General features: G+C 70.8%; 23 protein-coding genes. 12 read left to right on the forward strand and 11 right to left on the reverse strand.

Annotated features, from left to right (window positions below; genetic code table 11):
• Positions 1-8 precede the first annotated feature (8 nt).
• Positions 9-521: a hypothetical protein gene (locus AB0I94_RS05160; RefSeq protein ID WP_363308031.1), complete on the reverse strand. Its 513-nt coding sequence runs from the start codon at positions 519-521 to the stop codon at positions 9-11.
• Positions 522-555: 34 nt separating this feature from the next.
• Positions 556-1,677: a magnesium and cobalt transport protein CorA gene (locus tag AB0I94_RS05165; protein WP_363308032.1), complete on the reverse strand. Its 1,122-nt coding sequence runs from the start codon at positions 1,675-1,677 to the stop codon at positions 556-558.
• A gap of 468 nt (positions 1,678-2,145) precedes the next feature.
• Between AB0I94_RS05165 and AB0I94_RS05170 the strand changes: the two genes are divergently transcribed.
• On the forward strand, positions 2,146-2,730 hold the full coding sequence (locus tag AB0I94_RS05170; RefSeq protein ID WP_363308033.1) for a suppressor of fused domain protein: 585 nt from the start codon (positions 2,146-2,148) through the stop codon (positions 2,728-2,730).
• Positions 2,731-2,748: 18 nt separating this feature from the next.
• On the opposite strand, the gene AB0I94_RS05175 is transcribed toward AB0I94_RS05170, so the two are convergent.
• Complete coding sequence (locus AB0I94_RS05175; RefSeq protein WP_363308034.1) at positions 2,749-4,002, reverse strand: MFS transporter; 1,254 nt, start codon at positions 4,000-4,002, stop codon at positions 2,749-2,751.
• Between the two features lie 160 nt (positions 4,003-4,162).
• Here AB0I94_RS05175 and AB0I94_RS05180 point away from each other — a divergent pair, with 160 nt between their 5' ends.
• The 3 genes from AB0I94_RS05180 (at position 4,163) to AB0I94_RS05190 (ending at position 6,636) form a co-directional block, all read left to right on the forward strand.
• Entirely contained in the window at positions 4,163-4,804 is a 642-nt protein-coding gene (locus AB0I94_RS05180) for a DUF6758 family protein (RefSeq protein WP_363308035.1), read from the forward strand.
• A gap of 269 nt (positions 4,805-5,073) precedes the next feature.
• Entirely contained in the window at positions 5,074-5,949 is an 876-nt protein-coding gene (locus tag AB0I94_RS05185; RefSeq protein ID WP_363308036.1) for a PHP domain-containing protein, read from the forward strand.
• An 81-nt stretch (positions 5,950-6,030) separates the two neighbouring features.
• Positions 6,031-6,636, forward strand: coding sequence for a MarC family protein (locus AB0I94_RS05190; protein ID WP_363308037.1), 606 nt, complete (start codon positions 6,031-6,033; stop codon positions 6,634-6,636).
• A 173-nt stretch (positions 6,637-6,809) separates the two neighbouring features.
• Here AB0I94_RS05190 and AB0I94_RS05195 read toward each other — a convergent pair whose 3' ends face one another.
• The gene (locus AB0I94_RS05195; RefSeq protein WP_363308038.1) at positions 6,810-6,962 is read right to left on the reverse strand and encodes a hypothetical protein; all 153 of its coding nucleotides are present in this window, start codon (positions 6,960-6,962) and stop codon (positions 6,810-6,812) included.
• Between the two features lie 207 nt (positions 6,963-7,169).
• Here AB0I94_RS05195 and AB0I94_RS05200 point away from each other — a divergent pair, with 207 nt between their 5' ends.
• Positions 7,170-8,078: an NYN domain-containing protein gene (locus AB0I94_RS05200; RefSeq protein WP_363308039.1), complete on the forward strand. Its 909-nt coding sequence runs from the start codon at positions 7,170-7,172 to the stop codon at positions 8,076-8,078.
• A 54-nt stretch (positions 8,079-8,132) separates the two neighbouring features.
• Here AB0I94_RS05200 and AB0I94_RS05205 read toward each other — a convergent pair whose 3' ends face one another.
• From AB0I94_RS05205 to AB0I94_RS05215, 3 genes are all read right to left on the reverse strand, one after another.
• On the reverse strand, positions 8,133-9,077 hold the full coding sequence (locus tag AB0I94_RS05205) for an alpha/beta hydrolase (RefSeq protein ID WP_363308040.1): 945 nt from the start codon (positions 9,075-9,077) through the stop codon (positions 8,133-8,135).
• Between the two features lie 527 nt (positions 9,078-9,604).
• Entirely contained in the window at positions 9,605-10,015 is a 411-nt protein-coding gene (locus AB0I94_RS05210) for an SRPBCC family protein (protein ID WP_363308041.1), read from the reverse strand.
• 1,087 nt (positions 10,016-11,102) lie between these two features.
• Positions 11,103-13,457 carry a DEAD/DEAH box helicase gene (locus AB0I94_RS05215; protein ID WP_363308042.1) on the reverse strand — a complete coding sequence of 785 codons (2,355 nt, stop codon included), beginning with the start codon at positions 13,455-13,457 and terminating at the stop codon, positions 11,103-11,105.
• 462 nt (positions 13,458-13,919) lie between these two features.
• On the opposite strand from AB0I94_RS05215, the gene AB0I94_RS05220 reads away from it, so the two are divergent.
• Positions 13,920-14,657 carry a ferritin-like fold-containing protein gene (locus AB0I94_RS05220; protein ID WP_363308043.1) on the forward strand — a complete coding sequence of 246 codons (738 nt, stop codon included), beginning with the start codon at positions 13,920-13,922 and terminating at the stop codon, positions 14,655-14,657.
• Positions 14,658-14,808: 151 nt separating this feature from the next.
• Here the strand turns inward: AB0I94_RS05220 and AB0I94_RS05225 are convergent, their stop codons facing one another.
• The 4 genes from AB0I94_RS05225 to AB0I94_RS05240 all read right to left on the reverse strand — a co-directional run bounded on the left by AB0I94_RS05225 (position 14,809) and on the right by AB0I94_RS05240 (position 16,711).
• A complete protein-coding gene (locus tag AB0I94_RS05225) occupies positions 14,809-15,081 on the reverse strand; it encodes a hypothetical protein (protein ID WP_363308045.1) in 273 nt (90 codons plus the stop codon).
• A 224-nt stretch (positions 15,082-15,305) separates the two neighbouring features.
• Positions 15,306-15,533, reverse strand: coding sequence for a DUF3107 domain-containing protein (locus tag AB0I94_RS05230; RefSeq protein WP_363308046.1), 228 nt, complete (start codon positions 15,531-15,533; stop codon positions 15,306-15,308).
• A gap of 176 nt (positions 15,534-15,709) precedes the next feature.
• On the reverse strand, positions 15,710-16,351 hold the full coding sequence (locus AB0I94_RS05235) for a TetR/AcrR family transcriptional regulator (RefSeq protein WP_363308047.1): 642 nt from the start codon (positions 16,349-16,351) through the stop codon (positions 15,710-15,712).
• 144 nt (positions 16,352-16,495) lie between these two features.
• Positions 16,496-16,711: a hypothetical protein gene (locus AB0I94_RS05240; protein WP_363308048.1), complete on the reverse strand. Its 216-nt coding sequence runs from the start codon at positions 16,709-16,711 to the stop codon at positions 16,496-16,498.
• Positions 16,712-16,879: 168 nt separating this feature from the next.
• Between AB0I94_RS05240 and AB0I94_RS05245 the strand changes: the two genes are divergently transcribed.
• The 6 genes from AB0I94_RS05245 to AB0I94_RS05270 all read left to right on the forward strand — a co-directional run bounded on the left by AB0I94_RS05245 (position 16,880) and on the right by AB0I94_RS05270 (position 24,912).
• A complete protein-coding gene (locus tag AB0I94_RS05245; protein WP_363308049.1) occupies positions 16,880-17,869 on the forward strand; it encodes an alpha/beta hydrolase in 990 nt (329 codons plus the stop codon).
• 8 nt (positions 17,870-17,877) lie between these two features.
• Complete coding sequence (locus AB0I94_RS05250; protein ID WP_363308050.1) at positions 17,878-19,314, forward strand: DUF3152 domain-containing protein; 1,437 nt, start codon at positions 17,878-17,880, stop codon at positions 19,312-19,314.
• Between the two features lie 526 nt (positions 19,315-19,840).
• A complete protein-coding gene (locus AB0I94_RS05255; RefSeq protein ID WP_363308051.1) occupies positions 19,841-21,577 on the forward strand; it encodes a DUF3492 domain-containing protein in 1,737 nt (578 codons plus the stop codon).
• A 437-nt stretch (positions 21,578-22,014) separates the two neighbouring features.
• The gene (locus tag AB0I94_RS05260) at positions 22,015-23,064 is read left to right on the forward strand and encodes a hypothetical protein (RefSeq protein ID WP_363308052.1); all 1,050 of its coding nucleotides are present in this window, start codon (positions 22,015-22,017) and stop codon (positions 23,062-23,064) included.
• Positions 23,065-23,221: 157 nt separating this feature from the next.
• Positions 23,222-24,175, forward strand: coding sequence for an NAD-dependent epimerase/dehydratase family protein (locus AB0I94_RS05265; protein ID WP_363308053.1), 954 nt, complete (start codon positions 23,222-23,224; stop codon positions 24,173-24,175).
• The gene (locus AB0I94_RS05270; RefSeq protein WP_363308054.1) at positions 24,163-24,912 is read left to right on the forward strand and encodes a spherulation-specific family 4 protein; all 750 of its coding nucleotides are present in this window, start codon (positions 24,163-24,165) and stop codon (positions 24,910-24,912) included. Before AB0I94_RS05265 ends, AB0I94_RS05270 begins: the two co-directional genes overlap by 13 nt.
• Positions 24,913-24,922: the final 10 nt, after the last annotated feature.

Genomic DNA, 24,922 nt, shown 5'->3' on the forward strand with positions numbered 1-24,922 from the left:
AGACCGGGTCAGCCCCGCCGCTTCTTCCGCTTGAACAGCAGCCGGGGCAGCGCGTCGGGCACGGCCTTCCGGGTGGTCGCAGAGGTCGGCAGGGGCGGGGCCGCGAGGGAGCCGTCGGGCAGGTCGGTGATGGTGTCCTGCGGGGTGAGCCGCACGACCCGGCACTCGTCCGCCCAGCGCTGTGGCATCCGCTCGCCGTCGGGCGCGTTGAGGCGCTTGCCCTTGAGCTCGGCGACGGCCGCCTCCCACGCCTCGGAGCGCGGCGCGAGCTCGGTCACGAGCGCCGTCCAGGCGATGAGCCTGCCGCCCTTGTCCTTGCTGCGTACGGTCACTTCGGCGGTGCCGCCGTCCACGAGCCCCGGCAGCGGCTGCTCACCGGGGCCGTCGCCGACGAGGTGCGCCGCGCCCTCGTGCCATACGTGCCACAGGGCGCGGGCAGGGCCTTCGCCGCGCACCCAGATGAGGCCCGACTTCTTGGTGGCCTCCTCGACGAGGGCCTGGGCGAGCAGCGTGTCTGTCATGCGGGCAGCCTACCGAGCCGTCCGCCGGGTGGTCCTAGAGCCAGCCGTTGCGCTTCAGGGTGCGGTGGATGGCCCAGCAGACGCCGCCGATGAGGCCGAGCACCATCGGGTAGCCGAACCGCCAGTGCAGCTCGGGCATGTGGTCGAAGTTCATGCCGTAGACCCCGCAGACCGCCGTCGGCACGGCGATGATCGCCGCCCAGGAGGTGATCTTGCGCATGTCCTCGTTCTGCGCGACCGCGGCCTGCGCGAGGTTGGCCTGGAGGATCGAGTTGAGCAGTTCGTCGAAGCCGACGACCTGCTCCTGGACGCGGGCCAGGTGGTCGGCGACGTCGCGGAAGTACTTCTGGATGTCCGGGTCGACGAGCCGCATCGGCCGCTCGCTCAGCAGCAGCATGGGCCGAATCAGCGGCGAGACGGCCCGCTTGAACTCCAGGACCTCGCGCTTGAGCTGGTAGATCCGCCCGGCGTCGACACCGCGCGCGGAGCCCTTGCCCTTGCTCGGGGCGGAGAACACCTCGGTCTCCACCTCGTCGATGTCGTCCTGCATCGCGTCGGCCACCGCGAGATAGCCGTCGACGACGTGGTCCGCGATGGTGTGCAGGACGGCGGACGGCCCCTTGGCGAGGAGTTCGGGCTCCTCCTGGAGCCGGCGCCGCAGGGCACGCAGCGAGCCGTGTCCGCCGTGCCGCACGGTGATGAAGAAGTCCCGCCCGGTGAAGCACATCACCTCGCCGGTTTCCACGATCTCGCTGGTGGCGGTGAGCTCGGCGTGCTCCACGTAGTGGATGGTCTTGAAGACGGTGAAGAGCGTGTCGTCGTAACGCTCCAGCTTGGGCCGCTGGTGTGCGTGCACCGCGTCCTCGACGGCCAGTGGGTGCAGCCCGAACTCGGCGGCGATACCGGCGAATTCCTCCTCGGTCGGCTCGTGCAGACCGATCCAGGCGAAGCCGCCGTCGCGACGCACCTGCAGCATCGCCTCGTGCGGCGTGAGCGTGTCGTCGCACGAGGCGCGGCGGCCGTCGCGGTAGACCGCGCAGTCGACGACGGCGGAGGCGGCGGTGGGGTCGCGCGTGGTGTCGTACGAGCTGTACGCGCTGCCGTCCTTGCGGAGCGAGGGGCGGACGGCGGCGCGAAGGTCACGGATCATCGACATGGGCAGGCTCCTTCGACGGAGGCGGCCTGCGACAGTTGGAACTACCCGGAATGGGGACGTCCTGCTGAGGATGTTTGGCACGTCCACAAAGCGGGGAGCACCGCACCATCGCGGTGGCAGCTTCGCTACTGACTCAGATCAGAGAACAGAGAGATCAGGTGGAAACGAAGTGCTCTTCCGTCGCACGCGAGCACGGGGAGTACTGGCGCGCAGTGGCAGCTACAGGGCTGCGTGAGGTGTCAGACGGAAGAACGGGTGGTACTGCACGGTCGACTTCGATCCATGGCAGCCCCACCTCCTCCGGCCGGTCCCCCGTAGGGGAAGTCCCAAGCGCGTAGCGCGCGAAGTCATCTGCCCGGGCTTGAAAGCGCGCTCTGCGTGCTGCCCGGGACCAGCGGCCAACACTATCAGCCGACTGAAGGTCAAGCCCCGTCTTTACCCTCCTCTGACGAGTTCTATGCTCACTGCATGGCTGATGTTCTCGCTCTGGTCGAAGCCCGTCTCCGTACGGGCCTCGGTGAACCGGACGCCCGCGCCGCGGTGACCTTCCTCGGTACCGACCGCGTAGAAGTGCTGCGTTTCACGGACGGGGACCTGGTCAGATACGCCACCCTCGGCATGTCGGCCCAGCCGATGGCCGACCCCACCGCCGCACTGGCCGACCCGGTCAAGGGCCCGCGCGCGGAGCTGATCCTGTCGGTGCGGGGCGGGATCGCCGAAACGGACAAGGTGCTGCGCCCCCTCGCCGTACTGGCGGCCTCACCGCAGGTCGAGGGCCTGATCGTGGCGCCGGGCGCCTCACTCGACGTGGGTGAACCGCTGTGGCCCGGCGCGCAGTTCACCTCCGTGCTCGTCGCGGAGCCGGGCGGCCTGGTGGAGGACCTGGAGCTCGACGAGCCTATGGAGCCCGTACGGTTCCTGCCGCTGCTCCCCATGACGCCGAACGAGGGTGCGTGGAAGCGCGTGCACGGCGCGCAAGCCCTCCAGGAGCGCTGGCTGAACAGCGGGACGGACCTGCGCGATCCGCTGCGCAAGTCCGTGTCCCTGGACTGAAGTTCCGTAACGACGCTCTCAGTTGGCGAAGACGGTGACGCCGTCCTCCGTCGCGTGCTTCGGTTCGAGCTCCTCGGCTTCGTGCGTCAGGGCGTCCTTGCGGACCCGGACCACGACCGCGCCGAGCACCGCGGTGACGGCCGCGACCACGAACGGGATGTGGATGTCGCTCCACTCCTCGATCTTCGGCGCGAAGAACGGGGCGGCGGCCGCCGCGAACCACCGGACGAAGTTGTAACCGGCGCTCGCCACCGGGCGCGGCGCGTCCGAGACGCCGAGCGCGAGCTCCGTGTAGACGGTGTTGTTCACGCCGATGAAGGCGCCGGACAGGATCGTGCAGACGATGGCCGTGGCGTGGTTGCCGTATCCGAGCACCAGCACGTCCGCGGCGAGCAGCACCAGCGAACCGCCGAGCACCTTCAGCGAGCCGAACCTCGCCTGCAGCCGCGGCGCCACGAGCACCGAGAAGACCGCGAGCAGCAGCCCCCAGGCGAAGAAGATGGCACCCGACTTGTACGGGGTCATGTTCAGGACGAACGGCGTGAAGGCCAGGACCGTGAAGAACGTGTAGTTGTAGAAGAACGCGGAGGCGGCGGCCGAAGCGAGCCCGCCGTGACCGAGGGCCTTGAGAGGCGCGAGCAGTGAGGTCTTCCGCGCGGGCTTCGGCTGCTCCTTCAGGAACGCCGTGATGCACAGGAAGCCGACCGCCATCAGGACGGCGGTGCCGAAGAACGGGTAGCGCCAGCTCGCGTTGCCGAGCACCGCGCCGAGCAGCGGCCCGCACGCCATGCCGAGACCGAGCGCCGACTCGTAGAGCAGGATCGCGGCGGCGCTGCCGCCGGCCGCCGCGCCGACGATGACCGCGAGGGCGGTCGACACGAAGAGCGCGTTGCCAAGGCCCCACCCCGCGCGGAACCCGACGAGCTCGCCGACGGACCCCGAGGTGCCGGCGAGCCCCGCGAAGACCACGACGAGCGCGAGGCCGAGCAGCAGGGTCTTCTTGCCGCCGATCCGGCTGGAGACGAATCCGGTCACCAGCATCGCGACGGCGGTGATCAGGAAGTACGAGGTGAAGAGCAGGGAGACCTGACTGGCGGACGCGTCCAGGCCCTTGGCGATGGAGGGGAGGATCGGGTCGACGAGCCCGATGCCCATGAAGGCGACGACGGACGCGCCCGCGGTGGCCCAGACGGCCTTCGGCTGACGCAGAAGGCTGGTCGTCCCCTCGTCGAACGGATCCCCTCCGGCGGGTCCTCCTGTACTGGTGTTCATGCCTGCTCCTTAGCGGCTTCCGTCGAGATCGTTGACGTATACACATATTAGTTAGCCAAGCTAAAAGGTGCAAGCTACATCTAGTTTTGCCTGGTGACACGGCCACCGGACGGGTGATCGTCCTTGACGGGGCGACGACCGGGGAGGACCGTTGGTCGCTATGAGGGGCGAACCCAGTTGCCCGAAGTGTGGTGGCCGGGTCAGGGCTCCCGGTCTCTTTGCCGACTCCTGGCAGTGTGATGTGCACGGGACGGTGCATCCGCTGCAACCTGTGATCCCGCCGAGCGTCGAGGCCCTTCAGGTCGTCGTGCATCGCGCGCAGGTGCCGGTCTGGATGCCGTGGCCGCTGCCGGTCGGCTGGCTTTTCACGGGCGTGGTCTGCGCGGGCGACGACCGCAGCGGCGGCCGTGCGACCGCCGTGGCCTGCTCGGGGCCCGCGCCGCTCGGCGGCATGGGCGAGCTGGTCCTGGTCGCCGAGGAGCTGGGCGTCGGTCTCGGCGCGCGGTATGCGGGCATCGACGGCCCGGACCCCGGCCCGTACCTGAACGTCGAGAAGCCGCCGCAGGCCAAGCTTCTCGCGGCAGGCCGGCCGACCCCGATGTGGCATGTGGCGGGCACGCCGGACGACCGCGCGGTCTTCGCGGGCGAGGCGCGCGGCCTGTGGCTGTGGGCGATCGCGTGGCCGGAGCAGTCGGGGCTCTTGATGTACGACGAGCTGGTGCTCACCGATCTGCGGGACGCGGGGGCCGAGGTGGATCTGCTGCCGTGCGGGGCTCTGTCACCGCGGCTTCTGATGCCGTGAATGCGTGAGCTGGGCGGGGCGGGGTTCGCCGGTCGCCGGTTGCCGGGGCTTGGCGGAGAGGGCGTCTTCTCCGGAGGGGGCGGAGTTCCTCGTTCGTCGGCGCTGAGGCAGTGAGGGGTGTCTTTGCTGAGCGGGCGGGGTCCTCGGTCGTCGGCTGCTGAGGCTGGGGCAGTGAGGGGCGTCTCCTCCTGAGCGGGCGGTGGAACGTTCGAGTCCCGTTATCCTTGAGCGTCCCCCTCACCCGCCCGTCAGAGCCTGGAGTCCGCGTCGTGCGCATCGACCTGCACACCCACTCCACCGCTTCCGACGGCACGGACACCCCGGCGCAGCTGGTGCGCAACGCCGCCGCCGCGGGACTCGACGTCGTAGCGCTCACGGACCACGACACGACCCGCGGGTACGCGGAAGCCATCGCGGCCCTGGACGGACTCGACCGAGGTCTCACCCTCGTCACCGGCGCCGAACTCTCCTGCCGCCTCGACGGCGTGGGCCTGCACATGCTCGCCTACCTCTTCGACCCCGACGAGCCGGAGCTCGCCCGTGAGCGCGAGCTCGTGCGCGACGACCGGGTGCCCCGCGCGAAGTCGATGGTCGGCAAGCTCCAGGAGCTCGGCGTCCCGGTCACCTGGGAGCAGGTCGCGCGCATCGCGGGCGACGGCTCGGTCGGCCGCCCGCACATCGCCGAGGCGTTGGTGGAACTGGGCGTCGTGCCCACCGTCTCGGACGCCTTCACGCCGGACTGGCTCGCCGACGGCGGCCGTGCGTACGCCGAGAAGCACGAACTGGACCCCTTCGACGCGATCCGCCTGGTCAAGGCCGCGGGTGGCGTCACCGTCTTCGCGCACCCGGCGGCCGTCAAGCGCGGGCAGGTGGTGCCGGAGGCCGCTATCGCGGCACTGGCCGCCGCCGGTCTCGACGGCGTCGAGGCCGACCACATGGACCACGACCCGGCCACCCGCACCCGGCTGCACGGCCTCGCCGCCGACCTCGGCCTGCTGGCCACGGGGTCGAGCGACTACCACGGCAGCCGCAAGACGTGCGTGCTCGGGGAGTTCACCACCGACCCCGAGATCTACGGGGAGATCACGCGCCGCGCGACCGGGGCGTTCCCGGTGCCGGGCGCGGGCGGAGGGCCCACCGCGTAAGCGGCTCCGCCCCCACTTTTCCTGTTCCGCCGCCCTCGCGCGGGATTTTCGTACGACTCACTTCACCGCAAGGCCATCACTGTGTTCGACGTCGCCGTCTTCGGCTCCCTCTTCCTCACCCTTTTTGTGATCATGGACCCCCCTGGGATCACGCCGATCTTCCTCGGACTCACCTCCGGCCGCCCGGCCAAGGTGCAGAAGAAGATGGCTTTCCAGGCGGTGTGCGTCGCCTTCGGCGTCATCGCCGTCTTTGGTGTCCTGGGGCACCAGATCCTCGACTACCTGCATGTCTCCGTCCCCGCGCTGATGATCGCGGGCGGTCTGCTGCTCCTGCTGATCGCGCTCGACCTGCTCACCGGCAAGACGGACGAGCCGAAGCAGACCAAGGACGTGAACGTCGCCCTCGTGCCGCTCGGCATGCCGCTGCTCGCGGGGCCCGGCGCGATCGTCTCCGTCATCCTGGCCGTCCAGGACGCCGACAGCGTCGGTACGCAGCTCTCCGTGTGGGCGGCGATCGTGGCAATGCACGTCGTGCTGTGGCTGGTGATGCGCTATTCGCTGCTGATCATCCGGGTCATCAAGGACGGCGGCGTGGTCCTGGTGACGCGGCTCGCGGGCATGATGCTGTCCGCGATCGCGGTGCAGCAGATCATCAATGGCGTGACGCAGGTGATCAACGGGGGTTAGCGCGGTCGGGCGCGGGTCGGGGCTCTCTGACCCCACCAGGGGCTCTATGACCTCACCCCGGTCACCGGACATGCCAAGGGCCCCCGTACTAAAGGTGTACGGGGGCCCTTCAACCTCTGCGCGCATCCTGCGCCCGCAACGTGTGCGTGGCGCCTGCGCGTGCAACTCGTGCGTTACGAGGCCGGGGATTCGGCCGGTCGGATATAGATGCGCTGGCCGATCGCTGCGGCCTGCTGCACGATCCGATTGACGGAGGCGGCGTCTACGACGGTACGGTCCACGGCGCTGCCGTCGACGTCGTCGAGTCGCATGATTTCGAAGCGCATAAGGCTTCTCCCTTCGTCTGGTCATCCTCCTGAAGGAGAACTACTGGTGGTGGCCACCGGGACAGCTGTGTCCGGCGTTCCATACGGGTACAACGGGTTGTCCGCAGCAAACATTCCCTACGCTAAGGAAATTTTTCGACAGGCTAATTACCCGTGAGTAGCGGAACCGGTTGTGTTCGCTGCGTGACCAACGGGACAATGGCACCAATGAACGACGAGATCGAGATCAGCGCCCAGATCAGTGCTCAGCTGGAGCGCACCAACGGACTCCTCGAGCGCGTGCTCGCCGAGGTGGCCAAGACGCCCTCCACGCACGCGATCTTCGTCGATGCCGGGTACGTGTACGCGGCGGCGGGACGGCTCGCGGTCGGCACGGAGGACCGGCGAGCCTTCGACCTGGACGCCGAGGGGCTGATCGAGGCGTTCATCGACAAGGCCCGCACGATCTTCGCGGACAGCCGCCTGCTGCGCGTCTACTGGTACGACGGTGCGCGGCGCCGCATCCACACGGTGGAGCAGCAGTCGATCGCGGAGCTGCCGGACGTCAAGGTCCGCCTGGGCAACCTGAACGCGAACAACCAGCAGAAGGGCGTGGATTCCCTCATCCGGACGGATCTGGAGTCGCTCGCCCGGCACCGGGCCATCAGCGACGCGGCCCTGATCGGGGGCGACGAGGACCTGGTCTCGGCGGTGGAGGCGGCGCAGGGGTATGGCGCGCGGGTGCACCTGTGGGGCATCGAGGCGTCCGACGGCCGTAATCAGGCGGAGCCGCTGCTGTGGGAGGTCGACAGCCAGCGCACGTTCGACCTCGAGTTCTTCAAGCCGTACGTGTCCCGGCGCAGCGCCGCGGCGTCGTACGAGACGGCGGGCACGCCGCGGCCGTCCCGCGAGGACGTGCGTTTCGTGGGCGCGCAGATCGCCGCGAAATGGCTGGCCGCGCGGGGGCGCGCGGCGCTCGTGGACCTGCTGCCGGGGCATCCGTACCTGCCCGGGTCCGTGGACCAGGAGCTACTGGTGGACGCCGAGAAGCTGCTTGCGTACTCACTGCGGGGGCAGTCGGATTTGCGGCGGGCGCTGCGGGACGGCTTCTGGGAGCATTTGCAGACGCGGTACTAGTCGCTGCTACCCGCCCTGCCGCTGCTGGCTGCTGTCGCTGCCGGCGCGGTGTCGCTACTGGTGGGTGGCGATCCGGTCCCAGAAGGCGATGAGGGCGGCGGCGGTCTCTGTCGGGCGGTCGGTGTTGGGGGAGTGCTCGGCGCCCGCGATGACGGTGCGATGGGCCCGCAGCCGCTCGGCCATCTCGTCGAGCCAGGGGATGGGCCAGGTGTCGTCGCGCTCGCCTGAGATGACGTGCTTGGGCAGGGGGAGGGCGGCGAGCTCCGCGACGCGGTCGGGCTCGACGCAGAGCTGCTTGCCGGTGGCGATGAGCTGAGCGGGGCTGTGCCGCAGCCAGCGGGCGCGCAGGGCGTAACCGTCGAGGTCGGTCTCCTCCGGCGGTTCCATGGTCTGGATGGCCGCCCATGCCTCGTCCATCGACAGAACGCCGAGTGCGTCCGTCAGCATCTTGGCGCGGGCCTGCTGCGAGGGTGCGATCTGGGCCGGGCCTGATGCCATCAGGGTGAGCGAGGCGAAGGTGGGCGCGGGGGTGTGGAGGGTGGCTGCGCGGAGGACGGCTGCGCGGGCGATGAGGCCTCCGAGGGAGTGGCCCAGGAGGTGCGGGGCGCTGCTGACTGCGTCGGGCTGGGGGAGAGCGACGTCGGGCTGGGGGAGGACGTCGGTTTGGGTGAGGGCGTGGGCTTGGGTGAGGGCGTCGGCTTGGGCGAGGACGTCTTGGGCCAACTCGTCCTGGCCGTAAGGGAGTTCGTCGTGCGTCGGCCCCGGGGTCTCGTACTGTCCGCGTCCGTCGACGGAAACCGCTCGGTACCCGGCATCTGCGATGGGCTTGAGCAGCGTGATGAAGTCCTCCTTGCTTCCGGTGAAGCCGGGCAGCAGCAGGACGGTGCCCTTGGCCTTGCCGGCCGGGCGGGCGTCCAGGGTGGCGAAGTCGCCGCGCGCGGTCTGGAGACGCCGGGCGTCGACGCCGGGGGGCGGGGTGAAGGTCGGGGGCCTGCTCATGCGTTGAGGCTAGCTGGCGGCTGGGGTGGGGTGGGGGTTTGGATGGGCGGGGGTGGGGTTTTCTGCGGGTGTGGCCGGGTTTGGCCGGGTGCGGTCGGGCGGTGCGGGGGCTGTTCTGCGGGTGCCTTGCGGTGGGCCTCCCTGTGGGTGCCTTGCCGTGGGCTGCCTCGCTGGTGCCCTGCGGTCTGCTTTCCCGCGCTTCGCGCGGGTCGCCCCCACCCACCCGGCCGATTACCCCGCAGCCGCAGGGCGGGATGGGGCGGCGCCAGCTGTGGGCGCGCTGCGGCTGCGCGGGCCGCGCTTCGGGCGGGTGTCACCTGCCCGCGGTTGCAGGGGGTGGGTGGTTGTTGGTGCGTTGTGGTGGGTGTCCTGTGCCATCGAACTTGGATCGTTTGCCACCGAAGTCGGACGACCGGTGTTCGGGATTAAGTACTCCAGATGGCGTCATGCGTCAGCTCTCCCTGCCCATGACCTGCCAACCATCCGGTTCCGAGGTGATCACGTGGAGCCGCCACCAGAAGAGGGCCTCACCCGGACTCCATCAGGTCCTTGAGACGGGCCAGGTCGGCGGCGACCATGCCAGCGTCACGCTCGAACTCGGCGTCGCTCATCTCCGGCCGACGACGGAGGGTGAACACCACTTCGCTCCCTGCGCCGCTGACGATCACGCGGACCGGGTTGTAGACGGTCTCCCCGGAGGGGAGCGTGACGTCGTGGTCGAGCACACCCAGCTCGTTACGCGGCGCGAAGGTGATCACGACCCGCCCCATGGGGGAGAACTCCGCGACCCAATGGTCTCCGATCTTTTCGATGGATTCTCCCAGGCCATGGGCCCACGCAGGCAGGTTGGCCGCGTCCGAGGCGTAGTCATATATATCGTTGGCGGTGCGGTCGACATAAGTACTGAGATGAAGTGATTCGTCGCCGATGTTGTTCATGGCGGTGACGGTAATGGACCGCGGCTACCGTCCTCTTGAACGAATCGGACACGCATGATGCGCCGGACAGGACCTCGACGTAGCGACCGCGTGGAATCTCAGCTGGCTTGGTCCAACTTCCCTGTCACGGATCCACCGGTCGTCCAACTTCGATGGCAGACGATCCAGGTTCGGCGGCACGGGTCAGTGGGCGTGCTTCGGTGCCTGTGCGCTGGGTGTTGCCTGGCAGGCGTGGGCGGTTGGGTGGTGTGGGGGGCTGGTGCGTTGGGGGTAGTTTGTGCCGCGCTTCGCGCGATTCTTCCCGCCCGCCCGCTCACCCGGTTGCCCTGTTGTCGCAGGTGGGTTGGCGCGTCGTGGTCGGCTGCCTCGGCGGTCGCGTGCCGGGTATTGCCCCGCTCGCCTTGCCCGTGATGACCCATCCGCTCGACTGTCCCCGTGGTCGCAGGGGGCGCTCGTGTGTCGTGGTGGGCTTGCTCCGGCGCTCCGTGTCGGGGGTTGTCCTGCTTGCCGGTTCGCTGCCGGTTCGTCGTCGGGCTTTGCGCGGGTATTTGGCGTCCGTCCGCCTGGCTGTCCTGTGGGGGCAGCGGAGGTGGGTGGTTGTCGGTGCGTCGTGGTCGGCCGCTTCGGTTCGTTCGTGTCTGCGAGTGCGCTGCTCGCCCGTTGGGGTGCCGTGCTTTGCAGATCTTTCCCACTCGCCCGGCCGTCTGCCCTGCAGTTGCACGGTGATTGGGCGCTGGGTTGGGCGCTCGGATTTTTGGGGTGGGATTTTTGTGCATGCGCGTGCGTGGACTTGCTGGGTCGTCTCTGCCTGCCCGCTTGCCCGCCTGCCTGCTCGCCACGCTTGCTCGCCTGCCTGCTCGCCCACTTGCTCGCCCGCTCGCCACGCCCGCCCGCTCGCCCTCCTGCTCGCCCGCTCGTCCAGCCCATGGCTGCGGGGTGATCGGGTGGGTGGGTGGGCGAGAATTCGGCGCGTAGCGCCGGGTAGTAACTCGGCAGCGGTGGAGGGGGGTTGACGGGGGCGGGTATGCCGAAGGCCCGGCCCCCGTGGGGGTCCGGGCCTTCGGATGTCTCACCTCAGCGGAGCGCGTCAGCTCTCCTCGGCCGGCGCAGCCACCGCCTTGCGTGTCTTGCGGCGCGGCTTGGCGACCGTGGCCTCCTCGGCGACAGCCGGAGCCTCCGCGGTCTTACGCGTACGGCGACGCGGTTTGGTCTCCTCCGTCGACTGAGCGGGGATCCCGGCCTCGGCGGCGGTGTCGACCGCCGGCTCCGCTGCCTTGCGGGTGCGGCGGCGGGGCTTCTCCGCGGGTGCCTCGGCCTCGGCCGCCTCGGCTACCGGCTCCGCTGCCTTGCGGGTACGGCGCCGGGGCTTCTCCGTCGGAGTCTCGACCTCGGCGGCCTCCGCTACCGGCTCCGCTGCCTTGCGGGTTCTGCGGCGGGGCTTCTCCGCCGGGGCCTCGGCCTCGGGCGTCTGCACGGCCTCGGCGGTGTCGACCGCCGCCTCTGCCGCCTTGCGGGTGCGGCGGCGGGGCTTGGTGGCGGGTGCCTCGGTCTCGACGGCTTCCGCCGCTACTTCGGCTACCGGCTCGGCTGCCTTGCGGGTTCTGCGGCGGGGCTTCTCCGCCGGGGCCTCGGCCTCGGGCGTCTGCACGGCCTCGGCGACGGTGTCGACCGCCGCCTCGGCTGCCTTGCGGGTGCGGCGCCGGGGCTTCTCCGCCGGGGTCTCGACCTCGGTCACCTCGGCGGCTACCGGCTCCGCAACCTTGCGGGTGCGGCGGCGCGGCTTCTCCACCGGGGTCTCGGCCTCGGCGGCCTCCGCTACCGGCTCCGCTGCCTTGCGGGTGCGGCGGCGCGGCTTCTCCGCCGGGGCCTCGGCCTCGGGCGTCTCCGCGGCCTCGACCGTCTCGACCACTGCCTCCGCGGCCTCCGAACCGCTCCGCGTCCGGCGGCGGCGACGCGGCGCGCGCGGCTCCGTCAGCTCGGCCTCGGGGGCGGACACGGGGGTGGCCACAGCCGCAGCCGTCGGCGCAGCGGCCTCGGCGACCGCCACGGCGGGAGCCTCCAGCGGCGTACCCGAACGCGTACGGCGGCGCCGACGCGGCGTACGCGCCTCACGCTGCTCGCGCTCCGGCTCAGGAGCGCGCCCGCGGTCACGACCGCCGTCACGGCCGCCTTCACGGTCACGGCCACTGTCACGACCGCCGTCACGGCCACCACGGCCGCCGTCACGCCCGCGCGAACCGCCCTTGCCGCCGGTCTCGCCGAGGTCCTCGACCTGCTCGGCGCGCAGGCCGGCACGGGTCCGCTCGGCGCGCGGCAGCACACCCTTCGTGCCCGCCGGGATGTTCAGCTCCTCGTACAGGTGAGGAGAGCTGGAGTACGTCTCGACCGGGTCGCTCAGACCCAGGTCCAGCGCCTTGTTGATCAGCTGCCAGCGCGGGATGTCGTCCCAGTCGACCAGCGTGATCGCGATGCCCTTGGCGCCCGCGCGGCCGGTGCGGCCGATGCGGTGCAGGTAGGTCTTCTCGTCCTCGGGGGACTGGTAGTTGATGACGTGCGTGACGCCACCGACGTCGATGCCGCGAGCGGCGACGTCCGTGCAGACGAGTACGTCCACCTTGCCGTTGCGGAACGCGCGCAGCGCCTGCTCACGGGCGCCCTGACCGAGGTCGCCGTGGACGGCGCCCGATGCGAAGCCGCGCTTTTCGAGCTGCTCGGCGATGTCGGCGGCGGTCCGCTTCGTACGGCAGAAGATCATCGCGAGTCCGCGGCCCTCGGCCTGCAGGATGCGCGAGACCATCTCGGGCTTGTCCATGTTGTGCGCGCGGAAGACGTGCTGCTTCGTGTTCGCGACGGTCTGGCCCTCGTCGTCCGGCGCGGTGGCGCGGATGTGCGTGGGCTGCGACATGTAGCGGCGGGCCAGGCCGATGACCGCGCCCGGCATGGTCGCCGAGAACAGCATCGTCTGACGCTTCGGCGGCAGCATGTTGATGATCCGCTCGACGTCGGGCAGGAAGCCCAGGTCGAGCATCTCGTCGGCCTCGTCGAGGACCAGGCACTTGATGTGCTTGAGGTTGAGCTTCTTCTGGCCCGCGAGGTCGAGCAGACGACCCGGCGTGCCGACGACGATGTCGATGCCCTTCTTGAGGGCCTCGACCTGCGGCTCATAGGCACGGCCGCCGTATATGGCGAGGACGCGTACGTTCCGCGCCTTGCCGGCGGTCAGGAGGTCGTTCGTGACCTGCTGGCAGAGCTCACGCGTGGGGACGACGATGAGCGCCTGCGGGGCGTCGGTGAGCTGCTCGGGCTTGGCCCGGCCCGCCTCGACGTCCGCGGGGACGGTGACGCGCTCCAGGATGGGCAGTCCGAAGCCGAGCGTCTTGCCGGTGCCGGTCTTGGCCTGGCCGATGACGTCGGAGCCGGAGAGCGCCACGGGCAGCGTCATCTCTTGGATGGGGAAAGGGCTGATGATGCCGACGGCCTCAAGGGCCTCGGCCGTCTCGGAGAGAATTCCGAGATCGCGGAAAGTCGTAGTCAGGGCATTGCCTCTTCTGTGAGACGCGGTCCGAGGCGAACGCTGGGGGTCGTGACCGTGCCACTACCGCCGGCTGCTTGGGGGCGGGGCCGGGGGCGCGGGACCACTGCCTGCGCTCGAGCGCTCGTGCCGCTGAGGTTTCCTCCTCGTGCCGTCCGCACTGCGCGGGCAACCTGGAGGGCTGTCGGTTCGGAGCCGATCGGGCCTCCGACCGGGCATCCTCATTCGTACGGCCCGTCGAATATTCGGCAGGCGCATTACCACTGTACCCCGGAATCTCGCAGCCGTGTCTGGCGAATTGGTCACGTCACCGTTGTCACACTCACTGACCAGGCCCTTACACGTTGCTGCGCGCGGGCTATTGTGCGGTTTATGGAGACGCCTGACACCGCCGCTGACACGCCTGCCGAACCCACGGGAATCGCTGCCCAGGACTGGACGACCGCTTCCGCCGACCCGAACTACCGCGCCGCGGTCGTAGACCTGCTCGGAGCGCTCGCCTACGGAGAGCTCGCGGCGTTCGAGCGGCTCGCGGAGGACGCGAAGCTGGCGCCGACGCTCGGCGACAAGGCGGAGCTGGCGAAGATGGCGTCGGCGGAGTTCCACCACTTCGAGCAGTTGCGGGACCGGCTCTCGGCGATCGGCGCGGACGCGACCGAGGCGATGGAGCCCTTCGTGGCCGCGCTCGACGGCTTCCACCGTCAGACGGCGCCGTCCGACTGGCTCGAGGGCCTGGTCAAGGCGTACGTGGGTGACTCGATCGCCAGCGACTTCTACCGCGAGGTCGCGGCGCGGCTCGACGGCGACACCCGTCGTCTCGTCCTCGGCGTGCTCGACGACACGGGGCACGCGAGCTTCGCGGTGGAGAAGGTGCGTGCGGCGATCGACGCGGATCCGCGCGTGGGCGGGCGGCTCGCGCTGTGGGCGCGGCGGCTGATGGGCGAGGCGCTCTCGCAGTCGCAGCGGGTGGCCGCCGATCGTGACGCGCTGTCGACCATGCTGGTCGGGGGAGTGGCCGACGGCTTCGACCTCGCCGAGGTCGGGCGGATGTTCTCGCGGATCACTGAGGCGCACACCAAGCGGATGGCTGCGCTGGGCTTGGCGGCGTAGTCGCTCTGCTGGGGTTTGCCGCGCTTCCCTCCGGGTGTGTGCGGGTGTTCGCGCCGTTCCCCGCGCCCCTGGGGTGGGGCTGTTCGGGTCCTTCCTGCGGGAGTGTGGGGGTTGCTCGCGCCGTTCCCCGCGCCCCTTTGGGGCTGGGGCCCTACGCCGTCGCTGAGCGACGGCGTAGGCGGCCACGGCTGGGGCGGAGCAGGAGTGAGAGCAGGGCCGCTGCCACGGCCACCGCGCCCACGAGTGTGCCCAGGGCGTGGCCCGCGCCCAGGGCCATGTGCGTGACGAACGAGCCGATCAAGGCGCCGGCCGCACCGGTCGACAGGACCAGGTTGCGGGCGGGGAGCCGAGTGGCCAGTCGGTGGGCCGCCGCCCATGCCAGGGCGAAACCGAGCAGTGCGGAGCCGAGCGCTTCCAGAATCACAGGGTGTTCCCTCCCTCGCGGCCAGGTGCAAAACGGTCGTAGCCGGTCTTACCCCCGGTGGCCGGAATGCAATCCTCCACAGCCTTCCCCCGACGGGTCGCGTCAACGCACGCACCGGCGTCAGGGCGCCGGAGTCACCGCACCGGACTCAACGCACGAGAACGGCCCGGTGGTTGTGACCACCGGGCCGTTCTCATGCTTCGTCCTGCGTGCGACGCCCTGGACTACAGGGCGCTGAACCCCACCTTGCGCGTGGTCGGCTCGCCGAGCTCGACGTACGCGAGGCGGTCGGCCGGAACCAGGACCTTGCGGCCGTGTTCGTCCACGAGGCTCAGCAGCGGCGACTTGCCGGTCAGCGCCTCGGACACCGCGCGCTCGACTTCCTCGGCACTCTGGCCGCTCTCCAGCACGATCTCGCGGGGCGCGTACTGCACGCCGATCTTGACCTCCACGGCTTTGTCCCTCCGACGGTCAGTGATGTGCGCGGCCGTCCGCGCCGTACTCAGCACACATTAGCCCGGTGAGGCGACCCACATGCTTCCGCCGCTGCACGCCAGTAGCGAACAGAGATCGGGAACAGAACGCGGGGAACGGAAAACCGGGGCTTCCGGTCAGCGCCGGTGCCGGCTCAGTGGCCGTCCACGCCGTGCAGCGGGAATCCGGCGATGCCGCGCCAGGCCAGCGAGGTGAGCAGCTCCACCGCCTTGTCGCGCGGGACCGTGCTGCCGCTGGCGAGCCAGTACCGGGCGACCACCTGGGAGTAGCCGCCGAGGCCCACCGCGAGCAGCATCGCCTCGTCGCGGGGCAGGCCCGTGTCCTCGGCGATGACCTCGCAGATCGCTTCCGCGCACTGGAGGGTGACCCGGTCCACGCGCTCGCGGACCGCGGTTTCGTTCGTCAGGTCGGACTCGAAGACGAGACGGAAGGCACCGCCCTCGTCCTCCACGTACGCGAAGTACGCGTCCATCGTGGCCGCGACGCGAAGTTTGTTGTCCGAGGTGGAGGCAAGCGCCGTACGGACGGACTGCAGCAGTGATTCGCAGTGCTGGTCGAGCAGGGCGAGATACAGGTCGAGCTTGCCGGGAAAGTGCTGGTAGAGCACCGGCTTGCTGACTCCGGCCCGTTCGGCGATGTCGTCCATCGCGGCCGCGTGATACCCCTGCGCGACGAAGACCTCTTGTGCCGCGCCCAGCAACTGATTGCGTCGGGCGCGACGCGGCAGGCGTGTGCCCCGCGGGCGCGCCGCCTCTGTCTGCTCGATGGCTGTCACGCCGCCTCCCATGATCGTGAATGTGCGGTGTGCGCCGCGCGGCCATCGTACTTTTCGGTAACCGCGATGTGCGCGGTACGAGCTGAGAATTTCACGGACTGGATGACCGTGAAAGCCGTGCGTAGCAGGGCAAACACGGGCAGCTCAGCGATAGTCGTCTTCGTCGATGCTGACGACGCGGGCCTGTTCGGCCAGGTCTGCCTCGTTGGCCGCGTCCGTGTCCGCACCCTGCAAGGAGTCGTCCTCGCGCGGTGCGAGATCGGTCTGCTGCTCCGCGGCATCGGCCTCGGGCGCTTCGGTGCTGGTGTCGGTGGTTACCTCGGCCTCGAAGGTCTCGGGGTCCGACGGGTCGACGGTCATCGTGGCTCTCTTCCGGTAGAGGACTGGTGATGCGAGTGCCCTGTTTGCCCTCTCCTATGAGCGTAGGAGACTGCCGATCCGGGCGCTACGCGATCTCCGGGCGAGATCGGCCGGATCTGTGACGGCGAACACATGAACCACCGTGTGATCGTCTCGTAACATTGCCGCATGTCTTCGACCGAGCTGCCGAACGTGATCGCCGCGACCGTCGCCCCCAAGCCGGGTGCCGTGGCGGTCGCGACGGGCGAGCGGCTCGACTCGGTCTCCCTTCCCGGGATCACGCTCTCGGTGCGTTCCAGGCCGTCGGTCCGCGAGGGGCTGCCCTCCGCGCTGTACGTGCACGGGCTCGGCGGTTCCTCGCAGAACTGGTCGGCCCTGATGCCGCTGCTCGAGGACGTCGTCGACTGTGCGGCCCTCGACCTTCCGGGCTTCGGTGACTCGCCGCCGCCGGACGACGGCGACTATTCGGTCACCGGGCACGCGCGCGCGGTCATCCGTTATCTGGACTCGCGCGAACAAGGGCCCGTACACCTGATCGCGAACTCGATGGGCGGCGCGGTGACCACCCGCGTCGCCGCTGTCCGCCCCGACCTGGTCCGCACCCTCACGCTGATCTCGCCGGCGCTGCCGGAGCTCCGGGTGCAGCGCACGGCGGTCCCGACCGGGCTCCTCGCGGTGCCCGGCGTCGCGGCCCTGTTCACCAGGCTCACCAAGGACTGGACGGCCGAGCAGCGGGTCAGCGGTGTCATGGCGCTCTGTTACGGCGACCCCGGCCGGGTTTCGCCGGAGGGGTACAGCGCGGCGGTGCGGGAGATGGAGCGCAGGCTTGCCCTGCCGTACATGTGGGACGCGATGACCCGCTCGGCGCGCGGCATCGTGAACGCGTACACGCTGGGCGGGCAGCACGGCCTGTGGCGGCAGGCGGAGCGGGTGCTCGCGCCGACACTGCTCGTGTACGGCGGCAAGGACCAGCTCGTCTCGTGCCGTATGGCGCGCAAGGCCGCCGCGGCCTTCCGTGACTCACGGCTTCTCACGCTGCCGGACGCCGGGCATGTGGCGATGATGGAGTATCCGGATACGGTGGCCACGGCGATCCGCGAACTCATCGCGGACATGGACGGGTTGCATGCATACGGACAACCGAGCGCGGGGAGCTGAGGCGGCGAGTGGGACGTCATAGCCGCCGGGGTTCGGCCGACCTCGCAGACAACACGGGTAATACGGGTAATACGGGCAACGCGGATAGCGGAGACGTACCGGTACCGCGGGCCGCGCGCCCGCCCGGCCCCGGCACGGGGCGCCGCAGACGCGCCCCCGGGGACCCCGGCACCCCGCCGCACGGCGTCCAGCAGGCGACTCCGTCGCATGGATTCCCGCAGGCGACCCCACCGCACGGTGTCCCGCAGCCAACTCCGCCGCACGGCACGCCGAACGTCCGTGGCGGGCACCCCGAGCAGCGTGAGCCGGGCGGGGCTTGGGGAACCGGGCCGCGGATGGGCGCCGCCTACGGAATGCCGGGAGCGCGGACCGCGCCGCCCGGCGTGCCGGGGCCGCGTCCCGATTACGTGGACGCGTTCGGCGACGAGTTCGCCGACGAGGACCTCTTCGGGGGCGGCGCGACCGCTGCCACGCGTACGTCGACCGGGCGCCCGTCCCACGACCCGTACGCCTCCGTCACCGACTGGGACCGCTCGGTCGACGAGGACGAGGCGGCGCGGGGAGAGCTCTGGGCTGCCGGAGCCGACGGTCACGACGGCCCCGACGACTACGCGGACGACGACGCCCAGGACGGCAAGGGGGGCAAGGGCCGCACCTTCACCGGGATCGCAGCCGCCGCCGTCACCACCGTCCTCGCCGTCGTCGTGGCCGGCCAGGTGACCGACGGAGCAAAGGATTCTGCTGCCGAGGCTTCCACGCGGGCCGCGAAGGGTCAGGACAGCCGTGCCGCGGGCCAGGACGCGTCCCGCTCGGACGACCGGCCCACGCCTCCCGAGTCCGCCCCGGCGACGTACGAGACGCAGATGGCCAAGAAGTACCCGCTCGACGCCAAGCTCACGGCATCCGGCGACTTCGACGCGATGGCCGGGTTCGACAAGGCGCCGGGCAAGGGGCGGTTGTTCCGCTACCGCGTGGATGTCGAGAAGGGGATGGGCCTGGACGGCGAGCTGTTCGCGTCGGCCGTGCAGAAGACCCTGAACGACGAACGGAGCTGGGCGCACGGCGGGGGCCGGACCTTCGAGCGGATCTCATCGGGGAAACCCGACTTCGTCATCACGCTCGCCAGCCCGGGGACGACCGCGGAATGGTGCGCGAAGTCCGGGCTCGACACGAGGCAGCAGAACGTCTCCTGTGACTCCGCCGCCACGGAGCGCGTGATGATCAACGCCTATCGGTGGGCGCAGGGAGCCAAGACCTACGGCGACCGCATCCACCCGTACCGGCAGATGCTGATCAATCACGAGGTCGGACACCGGCTCGGCTTCAACCACACGGACTGTACGAAGGACGGCGACCTCGCTCCCGTCATGCAGCAGCAGACGAAGTTCCTCAATCACGACGGGATCAAGTGCAAGGCCAACCCGTGGGCGTTTCCCAAGAGTTGAGACAGAAGCGTCCGGAATACGGTCGCGCGTCAATGGGCGGCCTCGGGCGTCACCTTTGACACCGCGATGAGTTCGTTCGCAATGCTGCACATGTCGCCTCGTCAGGCCTCGTCACGCCTCCTCGCGCGCCGCCCTTGAGCGGCGCTCTTTGGCGTGACCGCGCTCTGCGTGTCCGACATTCGCTGATGCTTGCCCCTGCCCGTGGCGCGACGCGGGCGTGCGCGCTCGGCGCGCGCGACCTCATGGAGATCGCGTCAAGACCCGGAGGCCGCGACGCGGCGCCGCAGGGCGCCGCGGGGCCCGCAGGGAGCTGGCCGCAGCTTAACCCTCGGTAGCGGAAAAGCGCTCTCTCTGCTTCATAGCGCGACGGAACGCTACCTGGGCAAGAAAGTTACTCCCGTTCACCCCTTTTGGTGGCGCGATGGACAACCGTCCGTCGCGCCGCCCGCATGTCCGCATACGTTCGTCCCGCTGCGAGCCACCGGTCCAACGGCGGCTCTCCATATGGGTGAACGGGGGTGTACGCGTGCGCATCGGATTGCTTACGGAGGGTGGCTATCCGTATGTGAACGGTGAGGCCAGGCTCTGGTGCGACCGGCTCGTGCGCGGGCTCGGGCAGCACGAATTCGACGTCTACGCACTCAGCCGCAGCGAGCGGCAGGAGACGCAGGGCTGGATCGAGCTGCCACCCCAGGTGAAGCAAGTGCGGACGGCGCCTCTGTGGACCGCCGAAAGGTGCGCCGACGACAGAGCGGCCTTCGGGGCCGGGTACGGACGGCGGGCGCGGCGGCGGTTCGCGGAGTGCTTCGGCGAACTGGCCGCGGCGGTGTGCGAATCCGGAGCGGGCGCCACTGGCGCCTCGGGCGTCTCCGACGCGTTGGCGGACCGTTTCAGCAGTGCCCTCTACGGCCTCGCCGAACTCGCCGGTGACCAGGGCGGCCTCATCGGCGCGCTGCGCTCGGAAACCGCCGTGCGCGCCCTGGAGGGCGCATGCCGCGCGCCCGGCGCACTCCGCACGGCGCGCGCCGCACGCGTACCCGACCTGCTCGCCGTGGCCGGTCTCCTGGAGCGCGCGCTGCGACCGCTCTCCCTCGACTGGTACGGGGACGACGGCCTCGGCGCGGTCGACCTGTGCCACGCCACGTCCGGCGGTCCCGCGGCGCTGCCCGGCCTCCTCGCCCAGCACTTCTCCGGAGTGCCCCTCCTCGTCACGGAATACGGCGTGCAACTGCGGGCGCACTACCTCGCGACCGGCGACGAGGCGCTGAGCACGCCGGCGCGGGCGCTGCTCACCTCCTTCCACGGCAAGCTCGCCGCCGAGGTCTATCGCAAGGCCACGGTCATCACGCCCGGCAACACGCACGCCCGCCGCTGGCAGGAGCGGTGCGGAGCCGAGCGGTCGAAGCTGCGCACGGTCTACCCGGGCATGGAGGCGTCCCGCTTCGCGGAGGTCGGCGAGCGGGAGGATCCGGGCGACCCCGACACCCTCCTCTGGGTCGGGCGCATCGAGCCCGCCAAGGACCTGATCTCCCTGCTGCACGCCTTCGCGGAGATCCGCAAGGAGGAGCCCAAGGCCCGGCTGCGGATCGTCGGGGCGGCGGCGGAGGGCCCCGAGGCGGCCGCGTATCTGGCCCACTGCAGGGCGCTCGCCGCACAGCTCTTCCCCGACGAGGCGGACGGCGCGCACGCCGTCGGCGACAACCCCGTGTCCTTCGAGGAGATCGGCGCGCCCGAGGTGCCCGAACTCGCGGACGCCTACGCCGCCGGGAGTGTCGTCGTCCTGTCGAGCGTCGTCGAGGGCTTCCCGATCAGCCTGGTCGAGGCGATGTTCTGCGGGCGCGCGACGGTTTCCACGGATGTCGGCGCGGTCGTCGAGGTCATCGGCGGCACCGGGCTCGTGGTTCCGCCGCGCAATCCGCGGGCGCTCGCCGAGGCGTGCGTGGCACTGCTGCGCGACGCCGGGCGGCGCGAGCGGCTCGGGGCGGCGGCGCGTGCGCGGGCGCTCGAACTGTTCACCGTGGAGCAGAACACCGAAGCCTTCCGCGGCATCTACCTGGAGATCGTCTCGCACTGCCCGGTGCGCAGGGAGGCGCTCGACGACGCGGGCGAGCCGGTGCCGTTCGGCAATCCGGCGGAGGCGTACATGCCGGGGCGGTGGGCGGTGGCCGCGGGTGGCGGGGACGCGAGCACGGGCCCGGGCGGCGCGCCCAGCTGGGCGCAAGAGGACGGCAGCCCCGAGCGGTTGAAGGAGGCGGGCGTATGAGCAAGGAGCGGCAGGCGGACACGCCACGGGCTCCGGGAAGCCCCGGCGGATGGGACGTGCGGTCGGAGGAACTGCTGGCCGACGCGGCCTTGATCCGGGAGCCCGCGGCCTGGCGGGGGGTGGGCGTCGGTGGGGGAAGTGGTGCTGATCGTGAAGTTGGTGCCGGTGGTGCCGGTGGTGCCGGTGGTGTGAGCGGTGTAGTCGAGGCCAGTGGTGCAAGCAGCGCTGGCAGGGAAAGTCGTGCTGGCGGTGACAGCGGTGCCGCTGGCGACAACAGTGCCCATAGCGACAGCAGTGCCCATGGCGACAGCGGCGCCCACAGTGACAGCGGTGCCGATCCTGACAGCGGTGCCCACGCTGACAGCAGTGCCCATGCTGACAGCGCTGCCGATGGCGGCACCGGCGCGGGCCCCGGCAAGCCCCCGCGGCGCGGTGCCGTGGACCCCGTGAAGGCGCTGATGCACCGGCATCGCGAGCTCTGCGCGCGCGCCGTCGACCCGCTGGAGATCGCCGCCGGACTTGAGGCACACGGAGTGACCGACCGGACTGCCGCGCGGTTCAGGCACCGCGACGTGTTCGCGCTCGCCGAGGAGATGTACGCGCGCGTGCCGCGCGACGCGGAGGAGCGCGGCGCCCCCGTGGCCACCCCCGCGCGCGATGCCCCCGAATCGGCCACCGGATGGGCGTTGTTCGCCCTGCTGCCGGGTGCGGCCTGCGGGCTCGCCGCCGTGGGGATCGAGCTGAGCGAGGGGCGTGCGCGGTACGCGGTGGGGCTCGGCGGGGCGCTCGCCGTGGCCTTCGCCCTCCGGGTGGCCCTTCGGTACGGACCGCTGCGTTCCGCGCACCATGTCGGGCCCGCCCCGCGCGCGTGGGCGTGCCTTCTCGTCGCGTACGCACTCTTCGGCGACGAGCTGATGCGGGCCGCCCTCTCGGGCGGGCCCGACGGCCTCTGGGGGCCGTCGACCGCCACGGCCCTGGGGCTCTCGCTCGCCGTGGCCCCCGCCGTGTACTGCGTGCGGCTGTTCGCCGTGGGGGCACGACGGCGGCTCTCGCTCAGCCGAGGGCTCACTGAATTCACGGCCTCCGTAAGGCCGTTGCTCCTGTGCGTCGTCGCCCTGTACCTGTGCGCCCTCGGGGCCCTGCTCGTGGGGACCGCCGCCGTCTATGGCGTACCTGCCTCCGCCGCCGCCGGAGCGCTCGGCGCGCTGCTGCTCCTTGCCCGGCTGCTCTCCTCGTACGGGTTCACGCGGGCACCCCTGCTGATGCTGGGAGCCGCGGGTGCGACGGAGGTGCTCTCACTGGCCTCCGTGTTCGCGGGGCGCCTGCCCGGATGCGACTGGCTCGCGGCGCCGGTGGAGGGCGCCGTCCGGGCCGCGGGAGCCGGCGTCGTTCCCCTCGTCGCGTGCGGCGCCGCCGCGGCCGTGCTGTTGCTCCACTGCCTGCGGGTGCTCAGCCGGGCCTCCGCGCACGGCGCCGGAGCGCCCTGAGGATGCGCGCCCGCCAGTCCCTCCTGGCCCCATCCGAAACCCTCTCTCCCGCGGGGCCGACACCGCGGGCCTTACCCCGTGAATCACGGCAACCCCCTGAAGGAGAACGCCAGATGAGCACCCCCAGCATCCGAGAATCCAAGTCGGGAGCCGCCCGATGAGGGTGCTGCTGATCGGAGCCAACGGATACCTCGGCCGGTTCGTCGCCGACCGGCTGCTCGCCGACCCGGCGGTGCAGCTCACAGCGCTCGGCCGCGGCGACGACTCGGACGTACGGTTCGACCTCGCGAGCGGCAGCCCCGGCGCGCTCACCCGCTTCCTGGACGCCGTGCACCCGGGCGTCGTGATCAACTGCGCGGGAGCCACCCGTGGCGGTGCCCGCGAGCTCACCCGGCACAACACCGTCGCCGTCGCCACGATCTGTGAGGCCCTGCGCCGCAGCGGATGCGGGGCACGGCTCGTGCAACTGGGCTGCGGTGCCGAGTACGGGCCGAGCCAGCCGGGGTCCTCCACCGCCGAGGACGCCGTGCCCAGGCCGGGCGGACCGTACGGCGTGAGCAAACTCGCGGCCACCGAACTCGTCCTCGGGTCCGGTCTCGACGCGGTCGTCCTGCGGGTGTTCTCACCCGCCGGGCCCGGCACCCCGGCCGGATCACCGCTCGGGCGGCTCGCCGAGGCCATGCGGCGGGCCATGCAGGCCGGTGACGGCGAGCTCAAGCTCGGAGGGCTCGGCGTCCAACGGGACTTCATCGACGTACGCGACGTGGCGCGCGCCGTGCACGCCGCCTCGCTCTCCGCCGCCCAGGGGATCGTGAACATCGGAGCGGGCCGGGCGGTGCGTCTGCGCGACGCGGCGGCCGTCCTGGCGCGCGTCGCCGGGTACGGCGGCGCCCTGCACGAGCTGGACCAAGGGGTCCTGCGGCCATCCATCGGGCACCCCCGCACCGAATCCGAGCACGGGAGCCCGGCCGCCTACCCCTACCCCGACGGGTGCGGCAGCTGGCAGCAGGCCGATGTGCGCACCGCGCGCGACCGGCTCGGCTGGCGCCCCCGCATCAACCTCGAGGAATCACTCGCCGACATCTGGATGGAGGCGGCATGCCGCATCTGACCAGCACAACCACGGGCACCGCACACACCGACGTACGTCTCGGCTTCGGCATCCCCGGGTTCGCGCACCCTCTCGTCGCACCCGGCGAATGGTCCGAACTCACTCGCCCTGGTGCCCCTTTGCACTGGGTCGTCCTGAATGTGAGCAGGGGTCCCGGGGACCGGCCCGACCCGCACTGCCTGGAGGCGGCGGGGCGGCTGCGGAACGCGGGAGTGCGTGTTCTCGGTCACCTCGACGTCACGTACGGCGCGCGCAGCTTCGGCGAGCTCGTCTCCGACGCGCACCGCTACCTCGACTGGTACCAGGTCGACGGATTCTCGCTGGACCGCTGTCCCACCGAGCGCGCGGCGCTCCCGGAGGTGCGCAGGACGGTGACGACGCTGCGGGCGCTCTGCGACGACGCGCACATCGTTCTGGGGCACGGCACCCATCCGTATCCCGGATACGCCGAATCCGCCGACCAGTTGGTGACGTTCTCCGGCCCATGGAGCGATTACCGCTGGTCACAGGTGGCCGAGTGGACCGCCGACTATCCGCCCGAGCGCTTCTGCCACTTCGTGCACGGCATGCCCCGCGGCCATCTCGACGAGGCGCTGCGCATCGCGCGCTGGCAGGGCGCGTCGACGATCTACTTCACCGACCGTGTCGACGGCGGGGGAGTGGACGACCCCTGGGAGTCGATGCCCGGGTACTGGGACGAGATCGTCTCGCGCATCGGAACGGGTGTCTCGGAATGAAGAGGGGCGT

The organism is Streptomyces sp. NPDC050147 (genome assembly GCF_040660195.1).
Lineage (GTDB): Bacteria > Actinomycetota > Actinomycetes > Streptomycetales > Streptomycetaceae > Streptomyces.

Excerpts from the sequence above, each read along its gene's own strand:
- AB0I94_RS05160 (WP_363308031.1), bottom strand. The coding sequence starts at position 521 with ATGACAGACACGCTGCTCGCCCAGGCCCTCGTCGAGGAGGCCACCAAG.
- AB0I94_RS05205 (WP_363308040.1), bottom strand. The coding sequence starts at position 9,077 with ATGAGCAGGCCCCCGACCTTCACCCCGCCCCCCGGCGTCGACGCCCGG.
- AB0I94_RS05195 (WP_363308038.1), bottom strand. The coding sequence starts at position 6,962 with ATGCGCTTCGAAATCATGCGACTCGACGACGTCGACGGCAGCGCCGTG.
- AB0I94_RS05210 (WP_363308041.1), bottom strand. The coding sequence starts at position 10,015 with ATGAACAACATCGGCGACGAATCACTTCATCTCAGTACTTATGTCGAC.
- AB0I94_RS05175 (WP_363308034.1), bottom strand. The coding sequence starts at position 4,002 with ATGAACACCAGTACAGGAGGACCCGCCGGAGGGGATCCGTTCGACGAG.
- AB0I94_RS05215 (WP_363308042.1), bottom strand. The coding sequence starts at position 13,457 with ATGACGCTGCCCGTGGCGCTCTCCGGCTCCGACGTCATCGGCCAGGCC.
- AB0I94_RS05165 (WP_363308032.1), bottom strand. The coding sequence starts at position 1,677 with ATGTCGATGATCCGTGACCTTCGCGCCGCCGTCCGCCCCTCGCTCCGC.
- AB0I94_RS05180 (WP_363308035.1), top strand. The coding sequence starts at position 4,163 with ATGAGGGGCGAACCCAGTTGCCCGAAGTGTGGTGGCCGGGTCAGGGCT.
- AB0I94_RS05245 (WP_363308049.1), top strand. The coding sequence starts at position 16,880 with ATGTCTTCGACCGAGCTGCCGAACGTGATCGCCGCGACCGTCGCCCCC.
- AB0I94_RS05170 (WP_363308033.1), top strand. The coding sequence starts at position 2,146 with ATGGCTGATGTTCTCGCTCTGGTCGAAGCCCGTCTCCGTACGGGCCTC.
- AB0I94_RS05240 (WP_363308048.1), bottom strand. The coding sequence starts at position 16,711 with ATGACCGTCGACCCGTCGGACCCCGAGACCTTCGAGGCCGAGGTAACC.
- AB0I94_RS05265 (WP_363308053.1), top strand. The coding sequence starts at position 23,222 with ATGAGGGTGCTGCTGATCGGAGCCAACGGATACCTCGGCCGGTTCGTC.
- AB0I94_RS05220 (WP_363308043.1), top strand. The coding sequence starts at position 13,920 with ATGGAGACGCCTGACACCGCCGCTGACACGCCTGCCGAACCCACGGGA.
- AB0I94_RS05200 (WP_363308039.1), top strand. The coding sequence starts at position 7,170 with ATGAACGACGAGATCGAGATCAGCGCCCAGATCAGTGCTCAGCTGGAG.
- AB0I94_RS05270 (WP_363308054.1), top strand. The coding sequence starts at position 24,163 with ATGCCGCATCTGACCAGCACAACCACGGGCACCGCACACACCGACGTA.